The organism is Microbacterium oxydans (genome assembly GCF_900095745.1).
Taxonomy (GTDB): Bacteria; Actinomycetota; Actinomycetes; order Actinomycetales; family Microbacteriaceae; genus Microbacterium; species Microbacterium oxydans_B.
On the sequence record NZ_FMIR01000017.1, the window covers coordinates 424,079 to 445,026 of the forward strand.

General features: G+C 69.7%; 21 protein-coding genes and 1 tRNA gene. 6 read left to right on the forward strand and 16 right to left on the reverse strand.

The features are described 5' to 3' along the window. The first annotated feature begins 20 nt into the window (after positions 1-20). Complete coding sequence (greA, locus tag BQ2383_RS12360) at positions 21-509, forward strand: transcription elongation factor GreA (RefSeq protein ID WP_029262971.1); 489 nt, start codon at positions 21-23, stop codon at positions 507-509. A gap of 69 nt (positions 510-578) precedes the next feature. Here the strand turns inward: greA and ilvA are convergent, their stop codons facing one another. After that, positions 579-1,808 (reverse strand): threonine ammonia-lyase, encoded by a 1,230-nt coding sequence (gene ilvA / locus BQ2383_RS12365; protein ID WP_091034280.1) that lies wholly within the window; start codon positions 1,806-1,808, stop codon positions 579-581. Further along, positions 1,805-3,001, reverse strand: coding sequence for an AI-2E family transporter (locus BQ2383_RS12370; protein WP_205828950.1), 1,197 nt, complete (start codon positions 2,999-3,001; stop codon positions 1,805-1,807). Before BQ2383_RS12370 ends, ilvA begins: the two co-directional genes overlap by 4 nt. An 88-nt stretch (positions 3,002-3,089) precedes the next feature. Between BQ2383_RS12370 and BQ2383_RS12375 the strand changes: the two genes are divergently transcribed. Next, positions 3,090-4,346 carry a winged helix-turn-helix domain-containing protein gene (locus BQ2383_RS12375; RefSeq protein WP_091034283.1) on the forward strand — a complete coding sequence of 419 codons (1,257 nt, stop codon included), beginning with the start codon at positions 3,090-3,092 and terminating at the stop codon, positions 4,344-4,346. Next, positions 4,343-5,263: a hypothetical protein gene (locus tag BQ2383_RS12380; protein ID WP_091034286.1), complete on the forward strand. Its 921-nt coding sequence runs from the start codon at positions 4,343-4,345 to the stop codon at positions 5,261-5,263. The genes BQ2383_RS12375 and BQ2383_RS12380 overlap by 4 nt, the downstream gene beginning before the upstream one ends. 27 nt (positions 5,264-5,290) lie before the next feature. Here BQ2383_RS12380 and BQ2383_RS12385 read toward each other — a convergent pair whose 3' ends face one another. From BQ2383_RS12385 to BQ2383_RS12395, 3 genes are all read right to left on the reverse strand, one after another. Further along, positions 5,291-5,857, reverse strand: a complete 567-nt coding sequence (locus BQ2383_RS12385; protein WP_029262976.1) for a LemA family protein — start codon at positions 5,855-5,857, stop codon at positions 5,291-5,293. Between the two features lie 93 nt (positions 5,858-5,950). Then, complete coding sequence (locus BQ2383_RS12390) at positions 5,951-7,264, reverse strand: D-arabinono-1,4-lactone oxidase (RefSeq protein ID WP_091034288.1); 1,314 nt, start codon at positions 7,262-7,264, stop codon at positions 5,951-5,953. Next, a complete protein-coding gene (locus tag BQ2383_RS12395; RefSeq protein ID WP_091034291.1) occupies positions 7,261-8,508 on the reverse strand; it encodes an alanine racemase in 1,248 nt (415 codons plus the stop codon). The genes BQ2383_RS12390 and BQ2383_RS12395 overlap by 4 nt, the downstream gene beginning before the upstream one ends. Positions 8,509-8,595: 87 nt before the next feature. Here BQ2383_RS12395 and BQ2383_RS12400 point away from each other — a divergent pair. Further along, positions 8,596-8,668 (forward strand) — tRNA-Leu (locus BQ2383_RS12400). Between the two features lie 9 nt (positions 8,669-8,677). On the opposite strand, the gene BQ2383_RS12405 is transcribed toward BQ2383_RS12400, so the two are convergent. From BQ2383_RS12405 to BQ2383_RS12455, 11 genes are all read right to left on the reverse strand, one after another. Next, entirely contained in the window at positions 8,678-9,343 is a 666-nt protein-coding gene (locus tag BQ2383_RS12405; RefSeq protein ID WP_091034294.1) for a DedA family protein, read from the reverse strand. Between the two features lie 6 nt (positions 9,344-9,349). Next, complete coding sequence (locus BQ2383_RS12410; RefSeq protein ID WP_091034296.1) at positions 9,350-10,273, reverse strand: hypothetical protein; 924 nt, start codon at positions 10,271-10,273, stop codon at positions 9,350-9,352. Between the two features lie 289 nt (positions 10,274-10,562). Further along, entirely contained in the window at positions 10,563-12,080 is a 1,518-nt protein-coding gene (locus BQ2383_RS12415; RefSeq protein ID WP_091034299.1) for an NAD(P)/FAD-dependent oxidoreductase, read from the reverse strand. Between the two features lie 25 nt (positions 12,081-12,105). Then, positions 12,106-13,413, reverse strand: coding sequence for a S8 family peptidase (locus tag BQ2383_RS12420; protein WP_091034302.1), 1,308 nt, complete (start codon positions 13,411-13,413; stop codon positions 12,106-12,108). Beyond that, positions 13,410-13,952, reverse strand: coding sequence for a DUF501 domain-containing protein (locus BQ2383_RS12425; RefSeq protein WP_091034304.1), 543 nt, complete (start codon positions 13,950-13,952; stop codon positions 13,410-13,412). The genes BQ2383_RS12420 and BQ2383_RS12425 overlap by 4 nt, the downstream gene beginning before the upstream one ends. A gap of 47 nt (positions 13,953-13,999) precedes the next feature. Next, on the reverse strand, positions 14,000-14,374 hold the full coding sequence (locus tag BQ2383_RS12430; protein ID WP_167381616.1) for an FtsB family cell division protein: 375 nt from the start codon (positions 14,372-14,374) through the stop codon (positions 14,000-14,002). Positions 14,375-14,664: 290 nt separating this feature from the next. Continuing rightward, positions 14,665-15,945 (reverse strand): phosphopyruvate hydratase, encoded by a 1,281-nt coding sequence (eno, locus tag BQ2383_RS12435; RefSeq protein ID WP_091034310.1) that lies wholly within the window; start codon positions 15,943-15,945, stop codon positions 14,665-14,667. A gap of 118 nt (positions 15,946-16,063) precedes the next feature. Beyond that, complete coding sequence (locus BQ2383_RS12440; protein WP_091034313.1) at positions 16,064-16,723, reverse strand: O-methyltransferase; 660 nt, start codon at positions 16,721-16,723, stop codon at positions 16,064-16,066. Between the two features lie 31 nt (positions 16,724-16,754). After that, complete coding sequence (locus BQ2383_RS12445) at positions 16,755-17,705, reverse strand: CPBP family intramembrane glutamic endopeptidase (RefSeq protein ID WP_091034569.1); 951 nt, start codon at positions 17,703-17,705, stop codon at positions 16,755-16,757. A gap of 5 nt (positions 17,706-17,710) precedes the next feature. Continuing rightward, positions 17,711-18,754 carry a hypothetical protein gene (locus tag BQ2383_RS12450; protein WP_091034315.1) on the reverse strand — a complete coding sequence of 348 codons (1,044 nt, stop codon included), beginning with the start codon at positions 18,752-18,754 and terminating at the stop codon, positions 17,711-17,713. Continuing rightward, positions 18,751-19,101 carry a GntR family transcriptional regulator gene (locus tag BQ2383_RS12455; protein WP_091034317.1) on the reverse strand — a complete coding sequence of 117 codons (351 nt, stop codon included), beginning with the start codon at positions 19,099-19,101 and terminating at the stop codon, positions 18,751-18,753. Before BQ2383_RS12455 ends, BQ2383_RS12450 begins: the two co-directional genes overlap by 4 nt. A gap of 102 nt (positions 19,102-19,203) precedes the next feature. Between BQ2383_RS12455 and BQ2383_RS12460 the strand changes: the two genes are divergently transcribed. Both BQ2383_RS12460 and BQ2383_RS12465 read left to right on the forward strand, forming a co-directional pair. Next, positions 19,204-19,674 carry a PaaI family thioesterase gene (locus BQ2383_RS12460; protein ID WP_091034320.1) on the forward strand — a complete coding sequence of 157 codons (471 nt, stop codon included), beginning with the start codon at positions 19,204-19,206 and terminating at the stop codon, positions 19,672-19,674. Positions 19,675-19,717: 43 nt separating this feature from the next. After that, on the forward strand, positions 19,718-20,947 hold the full coding sequence (locus BQ2383_RS12465) for an APC family permease (RefSeq protein WP_091034323.1): 1,230 nt from the start codon (positions 19,718-19,720) through the stop codon (positions 20,945-20,947). Position 20,948 lies beyond the last annotated feature (1 nt).

The following is a 20,948-nucleotide window of genomic DNA, read 5'->3' on the forward strand; positions in this document are numbered from 1 at the left end:
CCGAAAGAAGGAGCTTCGCCATGTCCACCGATGCTCAGGTTCCCTTCCTCACGCAGGAGGCTTACGACCGGCTCGTCGCCGAGCTGGAGCACCTGTCGACCGTGGGTCGCGATGAGATCGCCAAGCGCATCGAGGCGGCCCGCGAAGAAGGCGACCTCAAGGAGAACGGCGGATACCACGCCGCGAAGGATGAGCAGGGCAAGCAGGAGGCCCGCATCCGTACCCTCGAAGCTCTGCTGAAGACCGCCAAGGTCGGCGAAGCTCCCGCCAGCCGCGGGATCGTCGAGCCCGGCACCGTCGTCACCGCGCTCGTCGCCGGCGGCGAAGAGGTCTTCCTCCTCGGCAGCCGGGAGATCGCCGTCGGCAGCGACCTCGACGTCTACAGCGAGGCCAGCCCGCTCGGTCAGGCCATCCTCGGCCTCAAGGTCGGCGAGAAGTCGGCCTACGAAGCGCCCAACGGGCGTTCGATCAGCGTCGAGATCGTGAACGTCGAGACCTACGCGGGCTGACGCCCTACGCAAGAAGCGCCCCCGCATCCTCTCGGACGCGGGGGCGCTTCTGCGTGAGCGACCGTGTACCTAGTCGGCGACGATGATGGGCTCGAAGCCGGCGCGGCGCAGAGTGTCGAGAGTGTGCTCCGAATGCTCCGGGCCGCGCGTCTCGACGCTGAGCTCGAGGATGACCTCGCTGATCTGCAGTCCGTGACCGTGCCTGGTGTGGATCGCCTCGATGACGTTCGCGCCTGCCCCGGCGATGAGGTCGGAGACACGGGCGAGTTGACCGGGGCGGTCCGGCAGCGGAACCCGGATCGTGAGGTACCGGCCCGATGCGGCGAGCCCGTGGGACACGACCCGCTGCAGGAGGAGCGGATCGATGTTGCCGCCCGAGAGCACAGCCATGGTCGTGCCGGTACCCGAGACCTTGCCGGCCATGATCGCCGCGACACCGGCCGCACCGGCCGGCTCGACCACGACCTTCGCCTGCTCCAGCAGGATCAGGATCGCCCGAGCGAGGTCGTCGTCGGAGACGGTGACGACCTCGTCGACGAGGTCCTTGATGATGTCGAAGGGAATGGCGCCGGGGCGTGCGACCAGGATTCCATCGGCGATGGTCGGTCGAGTGACGATGTCGACGGGCTCCCCCGCAGCGAGAGACGGGGGCACGGCGGCGGCGTTCTCGGCCTGCACGCCGACGATGCGAACGGTGCGCCCCAGCTCCGCGGCGCGCGCCTTCACGGCCGCAGCGACACCGGCGATCAGGCCGCCACCGCCGATGCCGAGCACCACGGTGTCGACGTCCGGGGCGTCTTCGAGCAGTTCGAGTCCGAGCGTCCCCTGCCCGATCACGATGTCGCGGTGGTCGAACGGATGGATCAGCACGGCACCGGTGCGCTCGGAGAACTCCGCCGCCAGACGCAGCGAGGTCGCCACGGTCTCGCCCTCCAGCACGACCTCTGCACCGTACCCGCGCGTGGCGAGAAGCTTGGGAACCGGAACGCCCAGCGGCATGAAGATGGTCGCGGGAATGCCGAGCGCCTGCGCCGCGAGCGCGACGCCCTGAGCGTGGTTGCCCGCGGATGCCGCGACGACGCCGCGCGAGCGCTCTTCAGCGCTCAGGCGTGACAACCGATACGCCGCACCGCGGATCTTGAATGAACCCGTGCGCTGAAGATTCTCCATCTTCAGCAGGACGGGGCCTCCGTGAATGTCGGAGAGGGCTCGCGACGGCAGCGTCGGCGTGTGCGAGATCACCTCAGCCAGACTCTGAGCTGCTTGTTCGAACTCGGTCAGGCTGGGGACTGCACTCATCGATTCCTCCGTCTCCGCTCGCGCGGTACTGTGCTCCAGATAAGGTCTCCGCTCGGACCGACGCCGGTGCGCCAGGAACCCGAACTGATGGTCACGGCCGCGACGTTGACGAAGGCCGCCAGTGGAACGGCGAAGAGCGCTCCGGGGATGCCGGCGATCATCGCGCCACCCGCCACGACGAGCACGACCGCGAGCGGGTGCACCTTCACCGCAGAGCCCATCATGATCGGCTGCAGGATGTGGCCCTCGATCTGCTGGACAGCCAGCACGACCACGAGCATCCACAGTGCGATCCACGGCCCGTTGTAGACGAGTGCGAGGAACACGGCGACAGCGCCGGTCGCGACCGCACCCACGATCGGGATGAAGGAGCCGAGGAACACCAGCACGGCGACCGGAAGCGCGAGCGGCACCTGCAGCAGGAAGGCCCCGAGGCCGATGCCGATCGCGTCGATGGTGGCCACGAACAACTGAGTGCGGGCGTAGTTCACGATCGTCGCCCAGCCGTTTCGCGCAGCCCCGTCGACCGCCGGGCGGGCCTTGCGCGGGAAGATCTTCACGGTCCACCGCCAGATGCCGGCGCCGTCGGCGAGCAGGCAGATGAGGATGAACAACGACAGCAGCGCACCGGTGGCGACGTGACCCACGGTGGTGCCGATGGCCAGGGCACCCGTCCACAGCGCCTGCGTCTGCTCGTCGAGGAAGTCGAGGCCCTGCTGCAGATAGTCGGCGATCTGGGTGTCGGAGAGGTTCAGGGGGCCCTCGTGCAACCAGACCTGGAACTGGTCGAACGCCTCGGTCGAGCGCGCCTGCACGTCGGGCAGCTGGGCACGCACCTGCCAGACGACGAGCCAGAGCAGGCCGGTCACGATGGCCGCTGTCCCGATGAGCGAGATGGCGATCGCCAGCCAGCGAGGGAGTCCGCGACGCAGCATCCACGAGAACGCCGGCCACAGGAGCGCCGTGATGAGGATGCCGACCATCAGCGGGATGACCAGGAGCTTCAGCAGCATCACCAGCCAGATGAAGACGCCGATCGCTGCGGCGATGATCAACAGCCGCCAGGAGTAGCTCGCTGTGATCCGCAGCGACAAGGGCACCGCCTCATCGGCGTCGGTCGTCACGGTGCGGTCTGTGGACACCGGGCGCGGACGGAAGAAATCTCGCAGCCGGGGGCGCTGGTCCTCGCTCATCGCCCAAGTCTACGGTCAAGCCGTATGCCGTTCGACGCATCCTTCGCTGAGAACGGGCGATGTCGGCGCCCGGCGATACGCTGACGGCGTGACCGAGACCCTCAGCTCCACCCAGGCCCGGCGAATCGCCCTCGCCGCTCAGGGGTTCACCCGCGCCAGACCCGAGGCGGTCACCGCCCGCCACGTGCACCGGGTGATGGACCGCCTGGGGGTGCTCCAGATCGATTCCGTGAACGTGTTCGCACGCTCGCACTACCTCCCCCTGTTCTCCCGTCTCGGCTCCTACGACCCGGCGCTCCTCGACAGGGTCTTCCTCTCCCGCACCACCCACTACGTCGAGTACCTCGCCCACGAGGCGACGTTCATCCCGGTGGCGGACTGGCCGCTGTGGCGATTCCGCATGGACGACTTCCGGCGGAAGTGGGCGGATGAAGACTCGTGGATGAGCAACAACGCGCGCACGGTGCAGTGGGTGCAAGACGAACTGCGTGCGCGGGGTCCGCTGCGTCCCGCCGACCTGCGTGACGACGCGCCGCGGGAACGCGGAACATGGTGGGACTGGGACGAGGCCAAGCTCGCGCTCGAACACCTCTGGCGCACGGGTGATGTCGCCGTCAGCGGCCGCCGGGGCTTCGAGCGCACGTACGCCCTGGCCGACCAGGTGATTCCAGACGGTATCCGGTCGCGGGAGATCTCCCGCGCCGAGGCGATCCTCGAGCTGACGCGTCGTGCGGCTCGCTCGAGCGGTGTCGCGACGCAATCCGACCTCGCCGACTACTACCGGATCCGTGACCGTGCCGCGGTCGCCCGATCGGTCACCGAGCTCGTCGATGCCGGGGAACTGCAGCCGGTTCAGGTGCGCGGGTGGGAACGCGGAGGCCGTCCTTTGCCCGCCTGGCGGCATCGCGACGCCGTTCTGCCGCGCAAGGTCGGAGCCGCAGCCGTTCTGACGCCCTTCGATCCGGTGGTGTGGTTCCGCGACCGGGCGCTGCGCATCTTCGACCTCGACTACCGCATCGAGATCTACGTCCCGGCTGAGAAGCGCCGGTTCGGCTACTACTCGCTGCCCGTGCTCGTCGGCGACCGCATCGTGGCGAGGGTCGACCTGAAGGCCGACCGCGCCACCTCGACACTGCAGGTGCAGTCCGCGTGGTGGGAGCCGCAGGCCCGGCCGGGCGATGCCGAGCCCGTCGCCGCGGAACTGGCCCTCGCCGCCGCTTGGCAGGGTCTGGAGCGCGTGTCGGTCTCTGGTTGGGGCGATGCCACGGCAGCGCTTCATGAGGCGCTGAGCGGCACGGGCGCGCAGGTGCACAGACACGTGCACGCCAGAGAGAATTCCCCGTGAGTCGGCGGCGCTGGTGGCTGATCGCCGGTGCGGTCGGCGTCGTCGTGCTCGTCGCCGGTGGCGTGTGGATCTGGCAAGCGACCAGCCGCCCCGCCACGGCGGAGGAGGCGGCGGCGGAGTACCTGCGCGCGCTCGAATCCGGTGACCCCGCAGCGGTGGAGGCCACTGGTGCCGTGATGCAGCAGGAGACGCTCGACGCGTTCTCCGACGCGACCGCACTCGTCCACGATGCGGAGGTGATCTCCGTCAGCGGAGACGACAGCGCGCCGGTCGGTGGTGTGACGGCGACGGCCGAGATCTCCTTCCGCCTGGCTGACGAGAAACACTCCGCAGAGCTCACGCTCTCCCCCATCGACGGACGGTGGGTGGTGGATGAGTCCGGGCGGGGTACCGTGACCGCCCGCCCCTCGGTCGGCTCATTCATCGCCATCGGGGAGCAGCTCCTACCCGCCGACGAGGCGACGGCGCTGTTGCCGGCGACCTACACCGTCGCCGCCGCACCGGTGTCGCTGCTCAGCGGAGAGACATCGGTGACCGTGCTCCCCGGCGACGAGACGGCCGTCGACATCGATGTGTCGGTACGCCCCGAGGCGACAGCCGCCGCGCAGAAGCAACTCGACGAGCACCTCGAGACGTGCGCGAAGCCCGGCACCGCCGCGCCCGAGGGCTGCGGAATCCGCATCCCCTGGGGCACCGAGTTCCGCGCAGTGTCGGAGTACCGATACCGCATCGAGAAGCTACCGACGCTGGCCCTGACCGGCACGGAGTTCTCGGCGGAGGGCGGCGGCCTGGTCACCACGGTCACCGGAACAGGGCAGGACGGCGCGAAGCGCGAGGCCACCTACCGGACCGAGACGTGGACCGTGCGCGGCGACGTGTCGTTCACCGCAGACGGCGTGGTGCTCAGCGCCTGGTGAGCGGGCCCCTGGTGAATGCGATTCGAATCAGAACTGCACGCGAGGCGGCTCGGAGATCGCACTGCTGTCGGCGACCTCGAAGAACTCCCGCTCGGTGAAGCCGAGTCCCTTGGCGAACAGGTTGTTCGGGAAGACCTTGATCTTGGTGTTGAGCTCGCGCACGCCACCGTTGTAGAACCGGCGCGCAGCCTGGATCTTGTCTTCGGTGTCGACCAGCGCCTGCTGCACCTGGAGGAAGTTCGTGCTCGCCTGCAGCTGCGGGTACGCCTCGGCGACCGCGAAGAGACTGCGCAGCGCCTGCTGGAGGTGTCCCTCGGCGATGCCTGCCTCACCGGGACCGCCGGCGGACAGCGTCTCGGCGCGTGCACGAGTCACGTTCTCGAAGACCGCCTTCTCGTGGGAGGCGTATCCCTTGACCGTCTCGATGAGGTTGGGGATGAGGTCGGCTCGTCGCTTCAACTGCACCGTGATGCCGCTCCACGCCTCGTCGACGCGTACCTTCAGCTGCACCAGCGAGTTGTACGTGGCCCACAGATAGATGCCGGCGAGCAGGATCACTCCGACAACGATCAGTACCGGCACGAGCCATTCCATCAGAGGCCCACCCTTCCTCGTGTTTCTCTCATCCTAGACGCGCACCCTGCACGTGGACTGGGCGCGCGGCCCGGGTTGCGGTCCCGAACCGTGTCAGGCTCCGAGTACCCGTTCGAGATAGCGATTCGTGAAACGCCGCTCCGGATCGAGACGGTCGCGGAGCGCGACGAAGTCGTCGAATCGCGGATAGCGCTCGCGCAGCGCCTCGTCCGTCAACGTGTGCAGCTTGCCCCAGTGCGGCCGTCCCCCGAACTCGAGCATGATCTCCTCCACCGCGTTGAAGTACTCCGTGGGGTCGGCGCGCCAATACCGGTGCACGGCGATGTAAGCGCTCGGCCGCCCGTGCGCCGTCGACAGCCACAGGTCGTCTTCCGCCGCGAAACGCACCTCGATCGGGAACTCGATCCGCCACCCGCGCTGAGCGATGAGGGCGCGGACCGCCTGGAACGCCGGCACGACGTTCTCGGCCGGGAGCGCATACTCCATCTCACGGAACCGCACGGTGCGGCTCTGGATGAGCACCCGATGCGACTGCTCGGTGAACTCGCGGTCTCCGGTGAGCTTGACCGCCAATCTGCTGAACGGCGGCGTCATCGCCGGAACGACCTGCCCCGCGGCGCACACGACACGGTAGACCCCGTTGGAGAGAAGCGTCTCATCGATCCACCTGCCCACGACGGGGAGCGGCTTGCGTACCGTCGACTCGGGCAGTCGCGTCTGACGCTTCGTCAGTGCCACCTCGGTATGCGGGAACCAGTAGAACTCGAAGTGGTCCGACGAAGCCACACGTTCATCGAGCGTGGCGAGCACGTCGTCGAGCGGGGCCGGCTCGTCGATGGCGTGCATGACGAACGCCGGTGTGCACTGCAGCGTCACCTCGACGATGATGCCGAGAGCGCCGAGCCCGAGCGCGACAGCAGGCAGCAGCTCGCTCTCGTGCTCGTCGTCGATGCGGAGGAACTCTCCGGCGGCGGTGACCATGGTGATGCCGACGACCTGAGTCGCCAGGCCGCCGAACCGAGCGCCGGTGCCGTGGGTTCCGGTCGAGATCGCTCCCGCGATGGACTGGCGATCGATGTCGCCCAGGTTCTCCATGGCGAGCCCATAGGGCGCGAGCAATCCGGGGACGCGGTGCAGCCGGGTGCCCGCGAGGAGGGTGACGCGGCCGGTGGCCGCATCCGCCGAGACGAGTCCCTGCAGGTCGTCGAGCTCCAGCAGGACACCGGGTGCGACGGCGATGCCGGTGAAGCTGTGCCCCGCTCCCACAGCCTTCACGCTGAGACCGTGCTTCACCGCCGCGATCACCGCGCGCTGCACGCCTTCGGGGCTGCGCGGACGCTCCACGCGCACGGGGCGCACCGAGGCCGACCGGCCCCAGTTCTGCCAGGAGCCGCCGATTCTCGTCACAGGAACGCCTTTCCCTCGCCGCGGTAGGTGGGGAGCTCATCGATGACCTGCTCCCCCGAAACCAGGTGGTAGCGCTCGATGCGCTCCGCGGGCTCACCGCTCTTCGCATGCCGGAACCAGACCCGGTCTCCCACGCCCAACGACGTGGCGGCGGGGCCCTGCAGCGGCGTCTGCACCTCACCGGCGGCCTCGCGCCCGAGTGTGCGGAGCCCTTCGGGCCACACCGGACGGGGCTGACGGGAGGCGAGCGCAGGGCCGGAGGCGATCCAGCCTCCTCCGAGCACGGTGGCGATATCGGCGGCCGGACGGCGCACCACATCGAAAGCGAAGGCTGAGGCCGGGGCGGGACGGAACGAGCGGTAGCCGTCGAACAGATGGCCGCCGAGCAGCCCGCTCCCGGCACTCGCCTCGGTGAGCGACTCGTCGCTGCCGGTGAACTCGAGCGAGCCCGTGCCCCCACCGTTGAGGATCTCCAGCGGGGCGATCGCACCGACGGCGGCGACGATGGCCGCCCGTCGCTCGCGCAGCTCGTTCCTCGACCTCGCCTGCACCACGCGGATCAGCGGCGCGTCGGCCCCGGCATCATCGCCCTGTCCGGCGATCTGCGCGTCGTACATCTGCAGTCCGACGAGGCGGAAGCCGGGACGCGCGACCACCTTGCGGGCGAAGCCGGCGACCTCACCGGCAGTGAAGAGCGCCGAGCGGCGCACGCCGATGTGGCCGAGGAGGGACGATCGCCAGGAGGCGTCGACATCGATCGCGACGCGGATCTCGGGGCGCGAGGCGGGACCTGCGACGCTGTCGATCAGGTCGAGGTGGACGAGATCGTCGACCATCAACGTGATGCGCTGCGCCGCACGTTCATCGGCGAAGAGCCGTTCCAGGCCCGCACGATCCACCGTCGGGTAGCCGAGCATGATGTCGTCATGCGTCTCGGCGAGCCACAGCGCCTCCTCGAGCGTGAACGCGAGGATGCCGCGGAATCCGGGCAGCTTCAGCACCGCATCGAGCACGGCGCGCACGCGCACCGACTTCGAGGCGACTCGGATGGGGAGTCCGCCCGCGCGCACTAACAGGTCCATCGCGTTGTAGCGGAGCGCCTCGCGATCGATCACCCCGACCGGCGCCGGCAGGTGTCCGGTCGCGGCGGAGAGGCGTGGCCAGTACCGCGCCGGACCTTCCCACTCCGGGGCGATCGCGGGCGCACCCTGGACGGGGCTCAGTTCGTCGATGAGGTCGAGCACTCCCCCACCCTAAGGCTTTCTCGTACTCCGGATCATCCCCTGCGGCACCGGGTCGCAGCCACCGCTCGGCGATAGGCTGGCGACGCGGCCCCCGTAGCCCAATGGCAGAGGCAGGCGACTTAAAATCGCTTCAGTCTGGGTTCGAGTCCCAGCGGGGGCACTCCGCTTCTCACTTCTCGCCGTCGGCAACCGCCCTCCGCTCTCCCGCGGCCTCGCGCACTCGCCGGGCCACCAGGACGACGAGGGCGATCACGATGGCCGTGTAGACGGCGTAGTCGAGGTATCCCAGGTACTGCTCCAGCTGCTCGTGCTGCGTGCCGAGGGCCGCACCGACACCGAGGAGCAGAGCGTTCCAGGCGCCGCTGCCGACGATCGTGTAGATGCTGAAGGTGACGAGATTCATTCGCGATGCCCCGGCGGGGATGGAGATGAGACTGCGCACACCCGGGACCATCCGCCCCACCAGCACCGTCCAGCCCCCGCTGCGCGTGAACCAGTCGGCGCCCCGCTCCAGGTCCGAGCGGCTCACCAGCCGGGTCGCCGCCAGCAGCCGCACCGCCCGCTGCATGCCGATCGCCGCGCCGAGCCCGTACAGCAGCAGGGCTCCCAGCCAGGAGGCCAGCGTGCTCCAGAAGATGAGCCAGCCCAGGTTCAGCTCTCCACTCTGGCTGAGGTATCCGGCGAAGGGCAGGATCACCTCGCTCGGGATCGGCGGGATCAGCACCTCGAGGAAGACGAGCACGCCGACCCCGACGTCGCCGAGGGAGGTGAGCACGTCGGCCGCGAATCCGGTCAGACCGGTGAAGCCGTGTTCGGCGTCGGTTGCGAAGAACATCCGAGCTCAGCGTCCGAACAGATCGCCGATGCCCGGGATGCCGAGGTCCCCGAGTCGCTCGCCCCATCCGGTGGCCGCCTCGCCGAGGCCGGAGGCTGCCTCCCCCGCGGAGCCCATCAGGTCGCCTGCCCCGCCGGCGAGCGACTCGACATCGATTCCGGCGGCGAGCGACTCGACATCGATGCCCTCGGCCAGCGCGCCGAAGTCGACGCCGATGTCCGCGGCCTGCTCCAGAAGCGGACCGGCCACCGTGCTGAGCACCGCACCACCGGCAACCGCACCGAGGAGTCCCACCGCCGCACCGCCTGCGGCAACCGCAGCACCACCGGCACCCGCGCCGCGCACGCGCGACAGGAGTCCGCGCATCCGCCCCGGCTTCATGGCCTCGGCCCGCCCGGCCGCGCGCGCGAGATCGTCCGGCGACGAAGACCTCGGACGCTCCCCCGGCTCGAGCTCCTGCCGCATCCGCGCCTCGACGAGTGTGCGCTGCACGGGCGTCAGGCGGGCGAATGCCTCACGGTGAATCTGCTCGACGCGCTGCGGGTCGGCTGTCTGCAGCAGGTAGTCGTAGCGCGCGATGGCCGCTCGATCGGCGTCGGATGCCGCAGGGGCTGTGCGCGAGGATCCGGCTACCGGCGGCGCGTAACGATCCCGCGGAGGAGTCGAACCGGCCCTGACGCTCGGAGCACCGGGTGCCGGCGGCGCGTAGGGATCCGCCCCCGCGGTCCGTGCGCTCTGGTCTGCGCGAGGGGTTCCCTCCGCCGGACCGCGGACCGCGTCCACGGCACCACGGAGCATCCCTCCCCAGTCCGTCGACCGGGAACCGTCCTGCGAGCGGGGACCGCCCGCCGAGTGGTCGCTGCGTCCGGACCCGGCATTCTTCTCGAGCGCGTCGGATGCCATTCCGATCAGTCGGGAGAGCTTTCCCATGGGTGTCCCTTTCGTGGTGCGGGCCACCGGGGATTCCCACGTCGAAGCGACGGCAGGGGTTACTCGGCACCCCGCGATGCGGGTGCCAAGGTCTCCTCCACCCTCACGGGCCAGCGGGCCGGAGCACGATCTCGTGCTCGTAATGACGACGACGCTGCAGACGGGAGTACTCCCCTTGCTGCTCCCAAGGTAATGGCTGTACCTGTGCATCGCCCCGAAGCCGCACCGACGAAAAGACGATCGGCCCCGGCGCAGAGCGCGCGGGGCCGATCGTCTGACAGAAGTGCGACTACTTCGCCGTCGCCTCAGCGGGCTCGGCGGCGGTCTTCGCGGGAGCCTTTTTCGCCGCGGGCTTCTTGGCCACCGGCTTCTTGGCTGCCGGCGCGGCCGCAGCGTCTCCCGATGCTGCCTTCGCCGTCGTCTTCTTGACGGCCGGCTCGGCCTTCGCCGCCGGAGCAGCGTCTGCGACGGGCGCCGCGGGTGCTGCCGGACGCGGACGCGCGGCGAACTCCTCGAACACGTAGCGCGGGTTCTGCACCGTCTCGAGGTTCACCAGGTCGCGACCCAGCCACAGGTTGTTCCACCAGCCCCAGATCACGCGGAACTTGCGCTCCCACGTGGGCATCGCGAGGCCGTGGTAGCCGCGGTGCGCGACCCAGGCCACGAAGCCCTTGAGGGCGATCTTGCCGGACTGGAAGACACCGTTGTACAGGCCGAGACCTGCGACAGCGCCCATGTTCTTGTGGAAGTACTCCTTGGGGTTCTCGCCCCGGAGGACGGCCACGAGGTTCTTCGCGAGGAGCTTCGCCTGACGCACCGCGTGCTGAGCGTTCGGCACGCAGAAGCCGCCGACGCCACCGCCCGAGAGGTCGGGCACTGCCGACACGTCGCCCGCAGCCCAGGCGCCCTCGACGAAGGCCTCCGGCGTGCCGACGCGCAGGTCGGCGCGGGTCTGGATGCGACCGCGCTCCTCGACCGGGAGGTCGCCGCCGCGAACGACGGTCGGGTTCGCCATGACACCCGCGGTCCACACGATGACATCGGTCGGGATGACCTCGCCCGTGGAGAGCTCGACGTTGCCGTCGACCGCGCTCGTCAGCTGCGTGTCGAGGTGCACGTTGGCACCGCGCTTGGCGAGGTCCTTGAGCACCCACTCGCTGGTCTGCAGCGAGACCTCGGGCATGATGCGGCCCATCGCCTCGATGAGGTGGAAGTGGGTGTCTTCGAAGCTGATCTGCGGGTACTTGCCCACCAGCGCGGAGGCCAGCGAACGCAGCTCGGCGAAGACCTCGATACCGGCGAACCCGCCGCCGACGACGACGACGGTCAGCAGACGGTCGCGCTCGGGTCCGGCGGGGAGCGCGGCGGCCTTGTCGAAGTTCGACATGACCTTGTCGCGGATCGCGACGGCTTCCTCGATGGTCTTCAGCCCGATCGCGTTGTCGGCGATGCCCGGGATCGGGAAGGTGCGGGAGACGGCTCCCGCGGTGACCACGATCTGGTCGTAGGCGAACTCGTACGGCTCGCCGACGGGCGGCGTGATCGTGGCGACCTTCTGCGCGTGGTTGATGTTCGTCACCTTGGCGGTGAGGACGTGGGTGCGCTTGAGGTGACGGCGGTGGGCGACGACCGAGTGACGTGCCTCGATCGAGCCGGCGGCCACCTCGGGCAGGAACGGCTGGTACGTCATGTACGGCAGCGGGTCGACCATGGTCACGTCGGCCTCACCCTTGCGGAGGTGCTTCTCGAGCTTCCACGCGGAATAGAAGCCTGCGTACCCTCCGCCGACGATCAGAATCTTGGGCACAGTGCTGTTCTGAGGCACAGAAGAACTACTCCTCGGAGTCGGGGATTTGGCGTACGGAAACGCGCGCCGATCGGATGCGCCGGGCAGCTGCGGTGACGCCAAGCGCTACCAGGATACCAGGCACCGTGAGCGCGATGAGCGGCAGGGTACCGTAGCGCAGGGAATCGGCGCTGGGAAGCAACGGTGAAGCCACCTCGGTCGGCGCATCGGCCGCGGGCAGAGGGGGCACGGCCACCGGCGTCATCGAAGGCACGGGCTGCGGCTCGGATTCCGCGCGACGGAAGTAGCGGATCCATTCCGCCAGGTCGCCCATGGGGTTCGCACTCACCGGGGCGATGTTCGCGGAGATCGCTGCGGCCGCGTCCACCAGCCCGTAGCCGTACAGCGGATCCTGCGGCTTGACGGCGTCCGGCACCGGTATCGCGGTCTTGATGATGCGGTTGATGACGTCGATGGCCTTGATGTCGGGGTGTGCGGAACGGATCAGTGCGGCGACCCCCGCGACGATGGGTGCTGCGCCGCTCGTCCCACGCCAGCGCTCGACCTTGCCGTCGGCGGAGACACCGATCAGCCCCTCGCTGGGTGCCGAGATCCCGATCGTGATGCCCTGGGTGGAAGCCTCGACGCTCGCGGTTCCCGTCTGGTCCACGCCGCCCACCGTGAGCACGCCGGGGATCGTCGCAGGAGCACCGATGATGTTCGTGCCGCTCCCCCGGTTACCCGCGGCGACGACGACCACCACGTCGTGCTCGAACGCGTAGAGGAACGCGTCGTCCCAGCTCTCGTCCCAGTCGAGCGTGTTCGTCGTGAACGAGAGGTTGATGATGTCGGCGCCGTGGTCGACCGCCCAGCGCATGCCCTTCGCGACCTGCTCCGTGAACGGCACGGCGGCCGCCGCGCCGAAGCCGACCGAGATCGAGAGGAGATTGGCCTCCGGCGCGACGCCGATCATGCCGGTCCCGTCGGCCGCGCCGCGTCCGGCGGCGAGCGAGGCCACCCAGGAGCCATGGTTTCCGTCGATCGCGCCCAGCGGCGTCCGTCCGTCCGGCGTGCCGGCACCCGAGACATCCGTGCCGCCGACCACGGCGTCGCCGAACACCTCGGGCACCTTGCCGATGCCGGTGTCGATCACGGCGATCGTCACGCCCTTGCCGCGGGTCGTCTGCCATGCCTCGCGGATCCGCGCCCCGTCGAGCCAGTACTCCGACGCACGGGTCGGATCGGACGGATCGTCCGGGATCGGGGGCGGCGTCGCGGTGGCGCCGAGGAGCAGCACAGACGCCGCGACCACCATCATGGCGGCGGCGCTGCGCAGCGTCCGTCGGGCTGTCATGCCGGTGACGCCGCCGCTTCGCGCTGTGCGGCGCCGGGGTCTTCGCACCGGCACACGTCGGGCGACCAGGATGACCGCGCCAGCGCGGCATCGCCGATGGGGTTCACGCCAGGACCGGCTGCGAGAGCATGCCCCGCCAGTGCGTGCAGGCACTTCACACGCGTCGGCATCCCTCCGGCGGAGATGCCGTCGATCTCGGGCACCTCCCCGAACTGCGTCCGATCGGCGAGGTAGGCCTCGTGCGCGGCGAGGTAGGCGGCCGCGACGTCTTCATCGTCGGCCAGGAGCGCCGCGAGCTCCGGCATCACCTGGTTGGCCTCGAGGGTCGACATCGCGGCCGTGGCAGCCGGGTGCGTGAGGTAGTAGAACGTGGGGAACGGCGTGCCGTCCGGAAGGCGCGGCGTCGTCGCGACCACCGTGGGGTTGCCGCATGCGCAGCGAGCTGCGATGCCGACCACACCCCGGGCAGAACGACCGAGCTGGGCCGAGACGACGGCGAGCTCGGCGGGCGTGGGGGCGGGGAACGGCGGCGTGGTCACCCCTCCAGCGTAGGGGAGCCGGCCGAGAGGATGCTCGGAGCGAACGCTCAGGGAGCGGTCGTCGCCGTGCCGCTGAGTCCCGTCGCGACCAGGGTACGCAGCAGCTGCGGCATCCAGTCCGACGGCTTCTCCTCGAGCGTGTCGCTCACGGGCGCCTGCTCACGCGGGAGCGCGGACGGATCGAGGTCGTTGTCGATCAGGTAGACGACCTCGCCCGGCTTGACGTAGTACAGGCGCTCGCGCGCCTGAGTGGTGATGTAGGCGGGGTCGTTCCATCGTTCGCGCTCGGCGATCAGGGCGGTGATCTCGTCTTCGCTGACCTGCACCGATGCCTCGAGCGCCGCGATCTTCTGACGCTGGTCGATGAACGTCCCGAGCGTGGGCACGAGGACCCAGGCTCCCAGTACCACCAGCGAGAGCATGATGACCGAGAACGCCGAGAGGCGGATGCCGGAGGCCCATTCGCGAACGTCGACACGTGGCGCGTCGCCGCGGTTCCTCCCTGAGGTCCTGGGCGCGGGGGCGGCGGCAGAGGACGCCTTCGGTCGGGCAGCGCCCTTTCCGGTCGCCTTCGGGGCCGGAGATGACGAAGGAGGAGCCGGTCGTCGTGCCACGGCCCCTCCTTCGTCGTACCGCTTCAGCGGCTTCGTGCGCCGCGGGCGACGGCCGTCTCAGCCGCCGCTTCCGCCGCTTCTTCGTGTGTCAGCTGCGCTCAGGCCTGCGAACGCGGGAACGCGGAGCGACCGGCGAAGACCGCGGCGTCGCCGAGCTCCTCCTCGATGCGCAGCAGCTGGTTGTACTTCGCGACGCGCTCGCTGCGAGCGGGCGCACCTGCCTTGATCTGACCGGAGTTCGTCGCGACGACGAGGTCGGCGATGGTCGTGTCCTCGGTCTCACCCGAGCGGTGCGACAGCATCGCCGTGTAGCCGGAGCGCTGCGCCAGGCTGACCGCGTCGAACGTCTCGGTGAGCGTGCCGATCTGGTTGACCTTGACCAGCAGCGAGTTGGCGACGCCGCGCTTGATGCCGTCGGCGAGGCGCTGCGGGTTGGTGACGAACAGGTCGTCGCCGACCAGCTGCACTTTGGAGCCCAGGGCGTCGGTGAGGTGCTTCCAGTTGTCCCAGTCGTCCTCGGCGAGAGCATCCTCGATCGTGACGATCGGGAAGTCGTTGACCAGGCCGACGTAGTACTCGGTGAGAGCGGCCGCGTCCCAGTCCTTGTTGTCGAGGCGGTAGACGCCGTCCTTGAAGAACTCGGTCGCCGCGACGTCGAGGCCGAGTGCGATGTCGGTGCCGGGGGTGAAGCCGGCCTTCTCGATCGCCTTCACCAGGAAGTCCAGGCCCTCGCGGTTGCTGGGCAGGTCGGGGGCGAAGCCGCCCTCGTCGCCGAGGCCGGTCGCGTAGCCGGCGGCCTTCAGCTCTGCACGCAGCACGTGATAGGTCTCGACACCCCAGCGGAGTGCCTCGGAGTAGGTCTCCGCGCCGACCGGGGCGAGGAAGAACTCCTGCATGTCGATGCCGTTGTCGGCGTGCTCGCCGCCGTTGATGACGTTGAACAGCGGAACGGGCAGCACGTGCGCGTTCGGGCCACCCAGGTAGCGGAACAGCGGGAGGTCGGCCGAGTCTGCAGCCGCCTTGGCGACGGCGAGGCTCACACCGAGGATGGCGTTGGCGCCGACGCGCTTCTTGTTCTCGGTGCCGTCGACATCGATGAGGATCTCGTCGACGATGCGCTGCTCGCTCGCCTCGACACCCTCGATGGCCGGGCCGAGCTCGTCGATGATGGCCTCGACGGCCTTGAGGACGCCCTTGCCCCCGTAACGGCTCTTGTCGCCGTCGCGGAGCTCGTACGCCTCGAACGCGCCGGTGGAGGCACCGGACGGGACGGCCGCCCGCTGCACGATGCCGTCGTCGAGGAGGACCTCCACCTCGACGGTCGGGTTTCCGCGCGAGTCGAGAATCTCGCGTGCGCCTACAGCCTCGATCAGTGCCACTGATGTGCTCCTTGTTCAGGGGGAAAACGTGGTGTGGAGCGTCGTCGATCCGCGCCCAGTCTAGCCCGGCCGTGCGACCGGACCAGGGACTCATCCGGCCGCCGCGCGCGGAACGGGTTCAGACCACGACGGCGATCGCGAAGCCGTCCCAGCCCTTGGCCCCGACCGTCTGCAGCGCCGTGGCATCGAAGCGCGGGTCCTCCCCCAGCATCCGCAGCGCGTCACGGGTGCCGATCACCTTCGAGTCGGTGCTGTCGTCGCGGACGATCTCGCCCTCGCGCCCGATGTTGTCCAGCACGACGACCGTGCCCGCGTGACCGAGTCGCGCGGCCCAGTCGAGATAGACGGTGTTGGACTCCTTGTCGGCGTCGATGAACACCAGATCGAACCCGCCGACCAGAGTCGGCAGCACCTCGGCGCCCCGGCCGATGCGGATGTCGACCCGGTCGCCGACGCCTGCGGCGTCGATGCTGGCCCGCGCGACGGCGGCGTTCTCGGCCTCCGCCTCGATCGTCACGACGCGGCCTTCGGAACCGACGGCCCGGGCGAGCCAGATCGTCGAATAGCCGCCGAGGGTGCCGATCTCGAGCACCCGTCGCGCGCCGGTGATGCGGACGAGCAGGTTCAGCAACTTGCCCGCGACGGGCGCGACCTCGATCTCGGGCAGCCCTGCCTCACGCTGCGCGATGAGAGCCGATTCCAGTTCGGCGTCGGGCCCGACGAGCGTGTCGGCGAGATACGAGTCGGCCTGCGACCAGGCGGCGGGGGTGGAGTCCATGACCTCAGCCAACCGCCGGCCCCGGCCCCCGTCAACCCCGCGGCGGCGAGAGCAGACGACCGGGAGCGTCGGCGAGCTCCGGCTGCTTCCGGAACTGGCCGGTCAGCACGAGCACCAGGATGACCACCGCGATGACGATCCATGCCGCCACGCCGAGCGGTCCGGCGAGGGCCATGTCGGGCTGCGTGGCCGCGAACAGGACGATGAGCCCGGCGGCGGCGTTCAGTGATCCGTGTGCGATCACGGCCGGCCAGACGGATGCCGACCGCAGTCGCAGCCAGCCGAGCAGGATGCCCCAGGCGACGCAGCCGCCGACCATGAACAGGACGCCCGTGATGTCGGTGCGCCCGAAGTTGTAGCCGAGCAGGATGATCGGACTGTGCCACAGGCCCCAGATCGCGCCGCTGAGGATCAGGGCCGGCCAGGTACCGAGCGGTCGAAGCGCCGGCACCAGCCAGCCCCGCCATCCGAGCTCCTCCCCGAAGGCGAAGATGCTGTTGAAGAGCGCTCCGAGCGGGACCATCGCGATCTGCGCGAGCACCACGATCTCGACCGGCGGTACTGGTACACCGTCGGGCAGCGCCTTCGCGAGCTCGGCTGCGAAGCCGGCGAAGGTCAGATCGAGCTGCACGAACCCGAGTGCTGCGGACACGACGACCGTGAGCCCGACCAGCACCGGCGGCACGAGCCAGGCGGCGACCATGAGCCAGACCACGCGTTTGGCGGGCCGCAGCGGCCAGAGGCCCAGGAAGCGCGCCCGCTCTCCCCGCGCAGGCACGCGCATCGCGAAGGTGACGACCAGCACCGCGACGGCGGGCGTGAACATCATGACCGGGAGGAGGAACACGGACATCGGCTCCGCGAGTCCGTCGCCGAGCCACAGCGGCAGCGCCACCAGCCAGGCCAGCGCGCAGGCGACGGCCACGAAGACGATGACGGCGGGCCACTGGACCCTTCGAGACGTGGGGATCGTGGAGTTCATGCGGTTCACCCTTCCTTCCGTGTGACGGCGGCGAAGGCCGCCGCCGCTGTCTGCGCGTCGTCGACCGTGACGACGAACCGCCGTCCACCGACGCGCGTCACTTCGAGCGCTTCACCCCGGCGCAGCACCACGCCGTATCGTCCGTCGAGGCCGTAGCGCAGCCCCCATCCACCGAACTCGGCGAAGGGATCGACGTCGATCGCGCGCACCGACGCGACATCGACCGTGGGGATCTCGATCTTCGGCCAGCCCGCCAGCGACCGCACGAGCAGTCCGGCGGGCCCGATGCGCACGCGGAACGCGAAGGTGGTGACGAGCGCGGCGATCAGGATCGCGCACGTGACCAGCATGATGACCGCGGTCAGCACTCCGCCCGCGCCCGTCGCGATCATGATGGCGGCGAGCGCGCAGGCGAGCAGCACCGCGCCACCGAGCACCGCCAGGCCGCTGCGGGCGATCGTCGCGGTGCCGATCCAGACGAGGCGTTCCGTGGCGGAGGTCGGGAGGGGATCCGCCGGGCTCTCGGACCGGCTCGTGTCCGGCAGGGGCGTCGCCGGCTGCAGGAACCATCCGAGCGCCACACCGCCGGCCATGAGCACGAACCCGATCAGCACCTCGAAGCCGATGTCGGGGGTGTCTGCGGCATCGGCGAGACCACGTTGCGCGTCGACGCCGACCAGCGTGATGAGGGAGATGAGGGCGACCGTGCCGAGGTTCATCGCACCGAGGAACCTCGCCGTGATCGACCACTGCGGGCGCTCGGCGTCGGCGGCGGGAACCGGCTGCCCGTTCTGCGGGAGTCGGTGCGCGAACCACGCGAGGAGCGCGAACGCGATGACCATCACCGCGATGCCGCCGAGGATGGCGAGGTAGGTCCAGCCGGGCCCGAAGCCGTTCACGCCGTCGTCCGACCAGTGGATCGCCGCGGGCTCCGGTATCTCGGGAAGCCAGAACGCGACGATGACCGCCGACACCGCCAGGATCGTGAGCGGAATGATCACCCCCACCCAGAGGAATGCAGTGCGGGCACGGCGGACGTCGGCGGTCATACGGTGATCTCCTTCACGAGAGCGGCGAGTGTGGCCGGGGCGACGCCGAGTGCGGCGGCGCGCGACACCAGATCCTGCAGATCCTTCGTCAGGTCAACGAGCGGACCGACGGAGGCCGAGACCACGGCACCGCGGCCGCGTCGCAGGTCGATCAGCCCGTCCGTGCGCAGCTGCTGGTACGCGTGCAAGACGGTGTGCAGGTTGATCTCGAGGGTCTCGGCGACTTCGCGCGCCGAAGGAAGGCGGTCTCCCGGCGCCAGCCTGCCGGCGATGATGTCGGCACGCACGGACGCCGCGACCTGCTCGTAGAGCGGCACCCCGCTCGCCATGTCGACCCTGATCAGCATCCGACCTCCGCCTTGTTGGCCTTATTCTATTCGAACTAGAACAACTGTAGCTACCCTCCAGACGTCTTCGTCGCCCGGTCCCGCGTCCCCCACACTGGCGGGATGCGCATCACTCCCCGCCGCCTCGCCCTCGGCATGAGCCTGTGGATCCCGAACCTCTTCAGCGGCATCCGCATCCGCCGCTTCAGCGAGGACTGGACCCACGCCACGGTCGAGCTGCACGTGAACGTCTTCACCCGCAACTACGTCAAGACCGCTTTTGGCGGATCGATGTCGGCCATGACCGACCCGTACTTCTTCATGCTCGTGATGCATCAGCTCGGGCGCGACCACGTGGTGTGGGACACCCGCGGCGAGATCGAGTTCCTGAAGCCCGGCCGCGGCGTGCTGACGGCCGAGTTCGAGGTGTCGAAGGAGAAGGCCGAGGAGATCCGCGAGCGCGCCCGGGGCGGTGCGAAGGTGCTCGAGTGGTTCGAGACGGTCATCACCGACCGTGAGGGCGACGTCGTCGCGAAGGTCCGCCGCGAGGTGTACATCCGCGAGAAGAAGCGGGTCACGGCGTCCCGGGACTGAGCCGCGTCATCCGCTGTTCACTCCCGCGTGCCACGATGACGGGATGCCCCTCGCTCGCCGGCTGATGCTCGGAGACGCCGTCGCCATCGGCCTCGGCTCGATGATCGGCGCCGGTGTGTTCGCCGTATGGGCTCCGGCGATCGGGGCTGCCGGCAGCGGCATCCTGATCGCGCTCGCGATCGCCGCCGTCGTCGCGTACGGCAACGCGACCGCATCGGCGCAGCTCGCGGCCGCGCATCCCGTCGCGGGCGGCACGTATGCGTATGCCCGCGCCGAGATCGGACCATGGTGGGGATTCGTCGCCGGCTGGAGCTTCGTGATCGGCAAGATCGCGAGTTGCGCCGCCATGGCGATGACCTTCGCCGCCTACGCCGCGCCCGAGGGATGGCAGGTGCCCGTCGCCGTGGTCGCCGTCGCCGCGCTCGCGGTCGTGAACTGCTTCGGCGTGACCAGGACCGCGCTGCTCACGCGCATCCTCGTCGTGTGCTCGCTGCTCGGTCTCGCGGTCGCGGTCGGCTTCGGGCTCGGCGCGACGCCGTCAGCCGCACCGAGCCCGCTGCCCGACGCCACGGCATACGGCGTGCTGCAGGGTGCCGGGCTGCTGTTCTTCGCGTTCGCCGGCTACGCGCGCATCGCGACGATGGGCGAAGAGGTCGTCGACCCGGCGAAGACGATCCCGCGCGCGATCGTCCTCGCACTCGGCGGAGCGATCGTCGTCTACACCCTCGTCTGCGTCGCGGTCATCCTGGTCCTCGGCGCCGACGCGATCGGATCGAGGGCGCCCCTGGTCGACCTGCTCGACGCGGCGGGTGCCTCGGCGTGGGCACCGGTCATCCGTGTGGCCGCCGCCGCCGCTTCGCTCGGCGCGCTGCTGGCGCTGCTGACCGGCATCGGGCGCACGACGCTGGCCATGGCGAGAGAGAGCGACGTCCCGAGCTTCCTCGCGAAGATCGATCAGCGCCATCATGTGCCCCGGCGCGCGGAGATCGCGATCGCCGTCATCGTGATCGCCATCGTGCTCCTCGCCGACCTTCGCGCCGCGATCGGCTTCTCGTCCTTCGGAGTGCTGCTGTACTACTTCATCGCCAACGCAGCGGCGTTCCGGCAGGTGGGATCGGCACGCCGCTACCCCCGTGCACTGCAGGTCGTCGGCGCACTCGGCTGCCTCCTGCTGGTGGCGACCCTCCCCGTGCTGGGCTCCGCCATCGGCGCCGCCATCCTCCTGATCGGCGTGGGATATCGGATGCTGCGGCTGCGACTCGCGCGCGCCTGAG